Raw genomic sequence first — 10,946 nt, 5'->3', positions numbered from 1 at the left:
TAAAAAAATCCCTGCGGACTATCCGCAGGGGAATATAAGCATAAGTGCTGGATTTTATTTGCCAAAAAGTGCTGGAAAATAATTTCCATTTTTTGCTGGAAAGTACTTGCCGTTTACAACGCCATTACCAGATTCAAAAACAGATATGATTACACTTCCAAATCTAGAAACAAAAAATGATAAAAATAAGCAGAAAGCAAGATTAGGAGATGAAACTACTACAATTAATATCCAAGTATCTAAGGAGACTCAGCATATTATTTTACCTGAAATAGACCCTTATGCGTTAAACGCTGGACAGGATAAATTAGAAACGTCAGAATATAACGAAATAAATTCGCAACAGAGTTCTAAGTATAATATTTATAATAGAGAAATATTGTATAAAGAGGTCTGGGAAAGACCTGTTACTGAAGTTGCAAAAAAATATAGAGTCTCTGATGTGGCAATCCATAAAGTCTGTAAGTCACTTGATGTCCCAACACCTCCAAGTGGCTATTGGGCAAAAGTATATGCTGGAAAGCCGGTTAATAAAATTCCATTACCAAAGACAGATAAACCAGTGCAGAAATTTGGTTCAAGAACTAATTCAGAAGATATCGGGGATACCGACAACACAGTTCTGAGCTTTATGGAAGGTGAAGAACGTGAAATGCTCTTTGCAATAGCGGATCAGATCCAGCTGACTAATAAGGGTGCTAAAATGCATCCGAAGATAATTGCTCATAGACGTACCATAACTGAATGGAATAAAAATAATATTAAGATAGCTGGCAGATACCTGGCAGATACCTGGGATCACGGTATAACAGCGAACCCTCTCCTGTTTTTTCTGATGTAATTTCGGAAGAAAGTATGCCAAGGGTTTTTCGTATATTGGATTCATTAATACACGTTATGGAACCTTTAGGTTGTACACTTAACGATGATTTAAAGTTTATAATCAGAGATGAAATAGTATCCATACAATTCAGTGAAGCAAAGGATGAAATTAAGCATATAAATACTAAAGAAGAGAATCTCCAGCTTCTGAAATATGAGGAAGATAGAAAACGTTATTCCTATGCATCTAAACCCAAAATACGTAAATATGATCATGTATATAATGGTCGGCTAAGCATCACTGTACATAATACAAGGACTTATAGGGATTGTAAATCTTACCAGATTGAAGAGCGGCTAGGAGATATCCTAATCCAAATGTATGAAACAACTGATGTACTATGTAAGGAACGTGAGGCAAGGGAAGAAGCAATGCGTAAGCGTAAAGAGGAAGAAAGACTTAAGGAAGAACGCCGTAAACGCTATAATGCAGAGGTAGAGCGTACTGTTACTTTAAATAATTTGGCAGAAGATTATGATAGAGCAAGTAAAATACGTTCTTATATTTCTGCAGTTGAAGTGATTGGTAATAAAGATGAGGAAACATTAGATTGGATAAAATGGGCTAAAAATAAAGCGGACTGGTATGATCCAGCCATTGCAAGGGATGATGAGTTTTTGGGAAAACGGGTGCATGAGAAAAATAAAGAGGAAAAAGAATTAAAACCTTCTGGGTATAGTTGGTATAATAATAGAGATTGATAACTCGGATTTTCAAAAAAGCATTGAGAAATTTCATGATATTGCATTCAGCAAGGATAATGTACCTAAGTAACTTATATAAGTGAAGTATCAAAATACTGCATAATGCGCAATTATAACGATGGTTAGTCAAAAATAACCGTTATGGTAATACCTATAATTTTAGTGTTTCAGAGTGCATAGCAATAGGGGGTATTAAATGGGGTATTTGAAGAACAAACAAATTGAATATCAGGAAAGAGGATACTCGTCAATAGATTCTATTATATGTACTAGCTGTGTAGGAGATCATGCGATAAAATCTTTTATAAGAAACATTGGAACTAAAAATAAATGTGATTATTGCTCAAAAATTAGAAAATGTTGTAAGCTTGAGGATTTAATCGGCCATATTGTCGAAAGTATACGATTTGAGTTTGAGGATGCAACAGGATGCATGCATTGGGAAGGTAAAGAGGGCGGTTTCATAGGGGCGCGTACTTATGATAATTACAATATGGTCTTTGATAAGCTTTCTCCTGAGATGGGAATTGAAGATGAGGCTGTACTAACTGATATATATAAAACTTTAAATGATTCAATTGAGTGGTGTGATAAAGATCCCTATGCATTAAGAATTCACGAGGAAGATTATATTGAGTGGAAGCAGTTTTGTAAATCTGCAAAGAGTCCAACTTCCTCTTTTGAAGATATAGCTTTAAAATCTCAAATACTTTATAAAATAACTGAACATTTTCAAGAACTTGGATTGATAAAAAATATAAATAAGGATACAGGCTTTTACAGGAGTGTTATTCACGATAAAGCAGAGAATGTTGATTCTGCAAAAAGGATTGGTTCAGCACCAGTAAAATATGCAGCAGCTAACAGGATGAGTCGGAAAGGGGTCTCGATGTTTTACGGAGCAGAAGATATTGAAACAACTTTAAAAGAAATAGGTGCAAAACCATCCGACACGGTAACCTCTGCTAAATTTTATCCAAGCGAAAGAATAAAAGTCCTTGATTTAACCCAATTGGACTCGATAGAGTTCCCTAGTCTTTTTGATCCTACCAAAAGGCATTTGCGCTCTCCTTTGATATTTATGAGGAATTTTGCAACAGACGTTTCGAAAAAATGCAATGGTAAACCGATACAGTATTTACCAACCCAGATTTTTACTGAACATATTCGGAATTTTTATAAAGAGTTTAAGCTTAGCGGTATTATTTACAATAGTTCACTAGTAAAGGGAAAGAAATGCTGTGTATTGTTTTTCAATAATGAACACTGTATAGAATGTAACAGTAATTTGAAAAATGCACTCTATATGGATAAAGCTAGTTTGAAAAATATTAATTGATCTCTTATGCTTTTGACTATAGAAGGTCTCCGCCAGTCAATATCTATAGTGTAATCGGAAATTTTGAGTAAGTGTTAGAATTATTCATTGATGCAGAAGGTTACATATCTCTAACCATCAGGACAATACAAATGACCTTTTTTGGCTTGACTATGAGAAAATGCATAGGAATTTTGAGAAGAAGCACAAAAATGTTGAGGTGCAGAAACTTAAAATAAGGTTGAGCAGGTTTTTAATTATAAGGTTAAAAAACAAGACGCGCACCGATTATTTGGAGCACTTTGAAATGATGATAGAGGAGTATAATGCCGGTATTAAAAATGTTGATTTGATCTACAAAAACCTTGTTGACTTAGGTTGTAGAAAAACACATTTGAAAAGAGTAATATGTTTGAAATTCAGTGTCGCGAATTATGTGACAAATTTGCTAATACTCAAATATTATTAAGAGGCAAAAAGTTATCTTCGTAGATGTGGTTAACTTGTATGGTGCAGCGGTTGGAGGATGAAATAAAAGGGAAAATTAAAGAATTATAGAATGGAGGAGGTATTGATTTGGGGGTACAGATGATAAAAAAAGGCAGTAATTATATTTTGTGTGATGTAGATGAAAAAGGGAAATTTAAGAGTTGTAATCAAATAGTAAAATCTTGGTCAAATAAAATTAATTATTTAAGTGAAGATGAGAAGAAAAACCAGTTAGGTTTGCGGACAGCACAGTTGGGAGCCGTTTTTGCAATCCGGGCACATTGGACTGTGAGTGATCTGCCAGCAACTGTAGTAATGCCTACAGGAACAGGAAAAACGGAAACGATGATTACAACAATTGTAGCCGAACAACGTAGTAAGGTATTTGTTTTGGTTCCTACTAATTTGTTAAGGACGCAGACTGTAGAGAATTGTGCAAGGTTAGGGATATTAAAGGATATTAACGTTGTGGATTTCAAAGCCAAACTACCGAATGTATTATGCTTGCGTTCAACTCCAAAATCCAAAGAAGATTTAAAAGAATTATTGGAGCTGAGTAATATTATTGTTTCCACAGCTAATTTAGTGAGTAGATTTGATGATTCTTATATGCGTCTAATTCATCAAGAATGTGATACATTTATTGTTGATGAAGCACATCATATAAAAGCACAAAAATGGGATCAGATTAAAAGCTTCTTTGCAGATAAGAAGATATTACAGTTTACAGCTACTCCATTTAGAAATGATGGAAGAAAATTAGATGGTGAGATAATATATAATTTTCCACTATCACAAGCCCAGAGGCAAGGTTATTTTCAAAAAATAAATTTTATGCCAATTGTAGAGTTCGATGATGAGAAAGGTGATTCTGAAATTGCAAAGGCTGCAGTCAATAAGCTGAAGAATGATCTAAAGAGTGGGTATCAACATACTGTTTTGGTTAGAACGGATAATGTTGAAAGGGCAGAAAAACTGTATAATGATATTTATTTAAAGTTATTCGAAAAATATAATCCGGTGTTAATTTTAGGGAAAATGTCGGATAAAGAAAAGAAATGCAAAATGGACAAACTAAAAAATGGAGAGTCCAAAATTGTTGTATGCGTTGATATATTTGGAGAGGGAATTGATATTCCAAGTTTAAAAATTGCCGCGATACATGATAAATATAAATCACTGCCCATTACTCTTCAATTTGTTGGACGTTTTGCTAGAAATAAAAAGGGGCTGGGTGAAGCTACTGTAATAACTAATATTGCAAATGAAGATATTCAAGATGCATTGAAAGAATTATATTCACAGGATTCTGATTGGAATAGTTTGCTTAGTGAAATGTCTTCAAGTGCCATAGGCAAAGAAGTTTCATTGCAAAAACTTGCCAGTGGATTTATTGGTACTGGGATAGATACGATTAATATAAATCAATTGAGACCAAAGTTAAGTATGGTTGCTTATTCTACAAATAAAAAGGAGTGGAACTGGGAAAATTGGGAAAAAGCTTTTAAGCAAATGAAATGCAAATATTATGTAAATGAAGAGGAGCATATCTTAATAGTAGTTGAAGCTGAGGAAAGTAATATTGAGTGGGCAAATTACAGAGAAATAAATAATCTTAACTGGAATCTTCATATTTTATATTGGAATGTTCAAAAAAATATAGTGTTTATAAATTCTACAGATAAATCAGCATTTAATAAATTTGCAGAATCTGTCTTTGATGATGCTAAGAGACTATCAGGTGAATGTATATTTAAATGTCTCTATGGAATAAATCATCTTATGTTAGCTAATGTCGGATTAAATTCTGCAATTGATGGACCAATACGATACAAAATGTTTACAGGTATTGATATTGTAGGGGCAATTTCTGAATCACAAAAGGGAAACAGCTATAAATCAAATCTTTTTGGTATGGGATATGATGGAAACGGAAAAATAAGTATAGGTTGCTCACATAAAGGAACAGTATGGTCAAGATGGGTGGAAACCATCGATTATTGGAAAAATTGGTGCAATGAAGTATACGATAAAATTAATAATCCCAATATTAGCACCAAAGATGTTCTTGAAGGAGTGTTACAGCCAGAGATAATACATGAAAGACCAAAAGAATATGCATATAGAATAGACTGGCCAAATGATTTTGATATTTCTTGCGAAGCCAATATCTACATACAAACCAATTTTACAGATATTCCTATATATGAGATGGAAATTGGGTTAATACAAACATTGGACAGTGAACCTTTAAAATTTTATGTTAAAAGCATGGATGAGAGTGAAGAATTCACATTAACAATAGATGATAAAGGATTTTACTTTAGCAAAGTAAAGAGTGCTAATTTTATATTGCATGTAGGTAAAAAGGTATATTCGCTAACGGAGTATTTTAACGTTTACCAACCTACTATTAAGTTTGTTAATCAAGCAACATTACAAGGAAATTATTATATTAAGGCAAATGTCAAAAGCAATCTTGTTTTTCAAAAAGAGAACATTGTGGTGCGAGATTGGGATAGCTTGGGAATAGATATTCAAAAAGAATCTCAGAAGTTGACTAAAGAGAAAGATTCCATTCAGTATAACGTTATTCAAGAGCTTAAAAGAAAAAAAGAATATACGATAATATTTGATGATGATAATTCTGGAGAAATTGCAGATATTGTTGCTATTAAAGAGGAATCTGATAAAATAAAAATCGAATTTTACCATTGCAAATATGCTCATGGAAAAAACGCAGGAGCAAGGGTTGCAGATTTATATGAAGTCTGTGGGCAAGCAGAAAAATCGGTAACATGGAAACAGGATGTTATAAAGATTATGGATAGAATGAGGTATAGAGAAAGTTCCAGGATGAAAAAAAATAAAGTAAGCAGATTTGAGCTGGGAGATATAAAATCCCTTGGTGTTATAAGAAATAAGCTCAAAGTAATGAATGCACAATTAGAGATTTATATTGTTCAGCCAGGAGTTGATTCTAAAAAGATTACTGAAGAGATGAATCTACTACTTTGTGGAACAAGTGCATATCTTATGGATACATACGGTGTGCAGTTTAAAATGATCTGTAGCTAAATAATTGTTGGTTAAGGACAATTCTACCGCACTTTTAGAATTCCTTGGATTTATCGAATTTCGAATTTACAAATTACAGTAAATGTGTTTGTGGAAATTCCTTGATTCTAGTATAGTAATGTCTAAATCTGCTGTAGTCTTGAGTGACTAAAGCTAATAGCTTCTTAAGTATAGATACTGCTAAGAGTAAAGCTCTTGAGGTTATGGATTGAGAGCTTTATTGTTGGTAATGCTAGCTATCGGCAAAATTACTCTCTATCTGGTGTAACACAACCAGCCCCCCAAAAAATAAATCTATGGTATAATTGTGGGATCAGGAACGGCAAAGTTGTCAAAAGGAATTTGCCAGTAGGCTCGGCTTAAACGATTAGTATTCCTCCAAGGCCAAATTGCGCCTTGCGAGAATCAGTTTGACAGCATCAACACATTGTGAGATTTGTGTCGAAATTTATCGAAAATAGTAATATTTATGGACCTGCCAAGCCAATGGAATACCAGATGCTGTCCAGCTAATTTAAGTATTGCAGAAAAAGATAAACGTAGTTTTTCTTCTTGAATTGGGCATTTAATAAAGTTTTTTCATGAAAAGGAGCAATTGAAAATGATTAGGACAAAAAGCGTTAAACAATCAGCAATGATAATGGTGTCCTTTATCATTTGTATCATCAGCATGGGTTGTACAAAAACTGAAATGACTAAGCAAGATCAAACCAGCACTGAGCAATTAACAGTAGTAACTAAGACTGAGGCGTTAACGACAGAAAAGGAACCATATACTGAAACCACCATGGAAGAACCAATCCGGAATAATACACACAATATTTTTAAAGGTACAATAGGAGAATCAGAAGTACAAATGAACATCCGTAGAGAAGGTAATTCTTTGACTGCATCATATATTACTAGAAGCGATGATGAAAAAACACTTCGTGGAGAAATGAAAAGTCTAACGGAATTCGAGTTAAATGATAATGAAGGCGGATATTTAAAAGGTACTATTTATGATGGCTATTTAAAAGGCACCGGCAAAATTTCCGGAAAAGATGTAACGATTAGTATGTATTTGTCAACGTTTATGCCTATAGGATATGATCATGATGATTACTACAGCGGAGATCGTATTATGAGTCGTCAAATGACATCAACAGAAGTTGAAAATTTTGCCAAACAGATAAAAGAATCTATAACAGATAAAGAAAAATTCATAAAATTGTTTCGATATCCACTTGATATTCGAGTAAATAAAAAAGTTATTTCTGTACAGAATGAGGGTGTAATGTCAGATCAAATTGATACTTTATTCGCAGAAACGGATTTTCGTGAGCAGATTGAAACAATGTATACAAAATATTTATTTACAAATTACCAAGGGGTATGTGTTGAAAACGGAATTCTTTGGTTTGATAAAGATGATAATGGTGATTTTAAAATCTGGTCACTTAATTATCGTGATTCTAACCACCTTAACTAATAGATAGTAAGCGCTTATAAATAAAACTTAGTAGTTCAAAGCTATGATAGATTGGTGGAATACCATGCCAAAAAAGAAAGATGAAATAAATATTCATAGTTCAGCAGCAGAATATCTTACTTATGTTACAGCAGTTGGAGATAATGCAAACAGCATGGAAATGCGTTATGAAGATGAAAATATATGGCTGACACATAAGATGATGGCTGCACAGTATGATGTAAGTCTTTCAACGGTAATGAACATATTAAGAAAATATATGATGACGGTGAGCTGACAGAGGAGGCAACTATTCGGAAATTCCGAATAGTTCAAACCGAAGGCTCAAGGCAAGTGAATCGAGAGGTTATTCACTATAACCTCCAGATGATTATTGCCGTTGGCTTTAAAGTCAATAATGACCGTGCTGTTCGTTTCCGCAAGTGGTCAGGACAAATTGTCTTCTACAGCTTTTGATTATGATAAAGATGCAAAGACTACCAGACGTTTTTTTAGACTGTGCAGAATTAGATGCACTGGGCTGTTTACAGACATACAGCAGCGGAACTAATTGTGAAACGTGCTATTGCAGAGAAATAGCATATGGGATTGACCACTTGGGAAGCCGATCCGGATGGAATGATTGTGAAAGCGGATGTTTCCATTGCGAAGAATTATCTGAACGACAAGGAAATATAACTGCGTTTTGTGGGCATCGGAATCAACGCCACAAGGTACAGAGACAGTTAGTCTACTTGAGTAAGAAAAGGCTAATAAGTAAAAAATCTGAAGTCTTTGGAAGCAAATAAAAACAGCAATATATTTTCGGAATTTGTTGATAGGAGGTAATGAATATGCGAGATGTTCATGTACATTTCTTGCATGGGCAAGGTAAGTATTCCATTGAGTTTTTTGAAGGGTTTATTTCGAATGCGCTGAAAGCCGATATAGATGAAATTTATTTATTGGAGCATACGCATCAATTTTACGAATTTGAAAAAGTGTATTCTTCTGTTAAAAATTATAACAGCTTTCAGCGTGACTGGATTTCGCAAAGAATGAACGGCTCTATCGATAGTTATCTGAGTTTTATTGAAAGCGTAAAAGGCAGAATTTATCCGGTTAAAGTCAAATTCGGCCTGGAAGTCTGCTATATCCCCGAAACTGCTGATCGACTTTCTGATTGCCTTAAACAATATGACTTCGATTTTCTTACTGGATCGGTACATTGGATTGATGGCTGGGGTTTTGATCATGCAAAGCAAAAGGAAATTTGGAGAGCAGTAAATGTCAATGATATATATAAGAGGTATTACAGTATCATGTATGAACTCTGTGACAGTGGTTTGTTCAGCGGTCTTGCCCATCCTGACAGCATCAAATGCTTTGGTTATCAGTCTTCCTGTGATTTAAAAGATACTTATTACGAATTGGCGCACGTTCTCAATAGAAACAACATGTATGCGGAAAATAGTGGTGGTTTGCGTCTGAATTACAACCAAGACTTACAACTTGGACTGAATCAAGAGCTTCTGCAAATTTTAAAGGAAAATAAAGTGATATTGATGACCGCTTCAGACGCGCATAAACAAAGTGATGTTGGTGCGAACATAAAAGAACTTCAAGCTATGATAAATTCATAAGTTTATTTATACGTGCATTTTAGCTTCAGACATCACCCAAAGAGCCGTTGAGGGGTATAAGAAGGGTACGGTATCTTTTTTTGACCGTTCACCGCATTGCGGGGTATACGCAAACATAAGTAAATCTTAGAAACTGTAAATGAAATAGGACAGCTTATAGTATTTGATAGGAGAATTATTTTATGATAAATAAATTAAGAGCGGTAGAAGATGGTTATATGGAATTATACTGCCAGAAAAAAACAGTGCAAGATATCAGCTATTTTAGCAATCAGATTGTACCAGGATTGTATGACCATAATTTTATTCTGTTAGAAAACATAAGCAATGAGATGGAAACAATTGAATTTATTCGCGAACAATTAAAAGCGTTGGCGCAGTCAGACAAAGAACATCTAAAAATTGTAATCCACCCTGGAATTGAGGTTTCGAAAGGATTTTATGATTCCATGAATGAAGTAGGATTTGATGTGGACGATCTTTACTATATGACAGCGGGTGAACATTCCGCAGGTGATTGGCATGGAGATGACAGCTGCAGGATTAAAAAGGCAGTTACATCAGAAGAAATAAAAGCAGGAGTAGATTGTGCCATCACTTATGCGGCGCAAAGAATGTCCCTTGAGTTATCCAGAGAGAAAGCAAATCAGAAAAAGGAACTCTATGAAAAGGGATTGATGGATTTTTATATCTGTTATGACGAAGAGACTCCGATCGGTTTTTGTGATTGGTATGAGAAGGATCAAATTGTAAAATTAGAAGAAGTTACAATATTAAACGAATATCAGGGCAAGGGATTCGGAACAAATATGTTAAAGAAACTGCTTTATAAAGCCATAAAAGAGGAGAAGAAGCGGGTTTACATTGTTACGGATACAGGAGAAGAGCATAATATTTATCTGCAGCTGGGATTTAAGGGAGCAGGTACGGAAACAGAATTGTTTTTAATGAAGAAAGATATGAAATAGCGCGAATAGGTTTGTATTTGTTTGGCAGGAATGATAATGATTCCGCCAAGGCCCAACCATGCCTTGAGTGAATCGTTTTCACACACTCAACACATTGTGAAATAATTGTCGAAATATGTCGTATTTTATAACCATTATACAAAGAAATTAGACTAACAAGCATCATATTAATAAATTAAGAAAGATTAGTAAATGGGTTTTGTCAAAAATATATGAACTTGACAAAACCCATAATAGGTCGTGAGCAAAAATATTAATAGAAGAATTGCGACATATCAAATTTATTTGACAGTTCTATAATTCTAAAGGAAAGTATCATGTTTAGGGTCTGAGAAAAACAGGTTCGTTTTCTAAACCTGCTTTTCTCAGATTCTAAATGTGATTCTTTCCAATTGAACAATAGTCGCGGAAAT

General features: G+C 34.1%; 7 protein-coding genes and 1 pseudogene. All 8 read left to right on the top strand.

Features of this window, described 5'->3' with window-relative positions; all coding sequences use genetic code 11:
- Positions 1-106: 106 nt before the first annotated feature.
- The 8 genes and pseudogenes from CRO04_RS25180 (at position 107) to CRO04_RS25140 (ending at position 10,533) form a co-directional block, all read left to right on the top strand.
- The gene (locus CRO04_RS25180) at positions 107-841 is read left to right on the top strand and encodes a hypothetical protein (RefSeq protein ID WP_097006989.1); all 735 of its coding nucleotides are present in this window, start codon (positions 107-109) and stop codon (positions 839-841) included.
- Positions 842-855: 14 nt separating this feature from the next.
- On the top strand, positions 856-1,584 hold the full coding sequence (locus CRO04_RS25175) for a hypothetical protein (RefSeq protein WP_097006988.1): 729 nt from the start codon (positions 856-858) through the stop codon (positions 1,582-1,584).
- 199 nt (positions 1,585-1,783) lie between these two features.
- The gene (locus CRO04_RS25170) at positions 1,784-2,926 is read left to right on the top strand and encodes a HEPN-associated N-terminal domain-containing protein (RefSeq protein ID WP_097006987.1); all 1,143 of its coding nucleotides are present in this window, start codon (positions 1,784-1,786) and stop codon (positions 2,924-2,926) included.
- 555 nt (positions 2,927-3,481) lie between these two features.
- Entirely contained in the window at positions 3,482-6,472 is a 2,991-nt protein-coding gene (locus tag CRO04_RS25160) for a DEAD/DEAH box helicase (RefSeq protein WP_097006985.1), read from the top strand.
- Between the two features lie 601 nt (positions 6,473-7,073).
- Complete coding sequence (locus CRO04_RS25155; protein ID WP_097006984.1) at positions 7,074-7,943, top strand: hypothetical protein; 870 nt, start codon at positions 7,074-7,076, stop codon at positions 7,941-7,943.
- 64 nt (positions 7,944-8,007) lie between these two features.
- Positions 8,008-8,618, top strand: a pseudogene (rhuM, locus tag CRO04_RS27355) (RhuM family protein); the annotation flags it as partial.
- A gap of 158 nt (positions 8,619-8,776) precedes the next feature.
- The gene (locus tag CRO04_RS25145) at positions 8,777-9,565 is read left to right on the top strand and encodes a PHP domain-containing protein (protein WP_097006983.1); all 789 of its coding nucleotides are present in this window, start codon (positions 8,777-8,779) and stop codon (positions 9,563-9,565) included.
- A gap of 182 nt (positions 9,566-9,747) precedes the next feature.
- A complete protein-coding gene (locus tag CRO04_RS25140) occupies positions 9,748-10,533 on the top strand; it encodes a GNAT family N-acetyltransferase (RefSeq protein ID WP_097006982.1) in 786 nt (261 codons plus the stop codon).
- The last annotated feature ends 413 nt before the right edge of the window (positions 10,534-10,946 follow it).

It is taken from the genome of Lacrimispora amygdalina (assembly GCF_900205965.1).
In the GTDB taxonomy this organism is placed as follows: Bacteria; Bacillota; Clostridia; order Lachnospirales; family Lachnospiraceae; genus Lacrimispora; species Lacrimispora amygdalina_A.
The sequence above is the reverse complement of the archived record's forward strand: the minus strand, read 5'-3'. Positions and strand labels throughout refer to the sequence as shown.

Coding starts and splice junctions, on each gene's coding strand:
- CRO04_RS25175 (WP_097006988.1), top strand. CDS start 856: ATGCCAAGGGTTTTTCGTATATTGGATTCATTAATACACGTTATGGAA.
- CRO04_RS25145 (WP_097006983.1), top strand. CDS start 8,777: ATGCGAGATGTTCATGTACATTTCTTGCATGGGCAAGGTAAGTATTCC.
- CRO04_RS25155 (WP_097006984.1), top strand. CDS start 7,074: ATGATTAGGACAAAAAGCGTTAAACAATCAGCAATGATAATGGTGTCC.
- CRO04_RS25140 (WP_097006982.1), top strand. CDS start 9,748: ATGATAAATAAATTAAGAGCGGTAGAAGATGGTTATATGGAATTATAC.
- CRO04_RS25170 (WP_097006987.1), top strand. CDS start 1,784: ATGGGGTATTTGAAGAACAAACAAATTGAATATCAGGAAAGAGGATAC.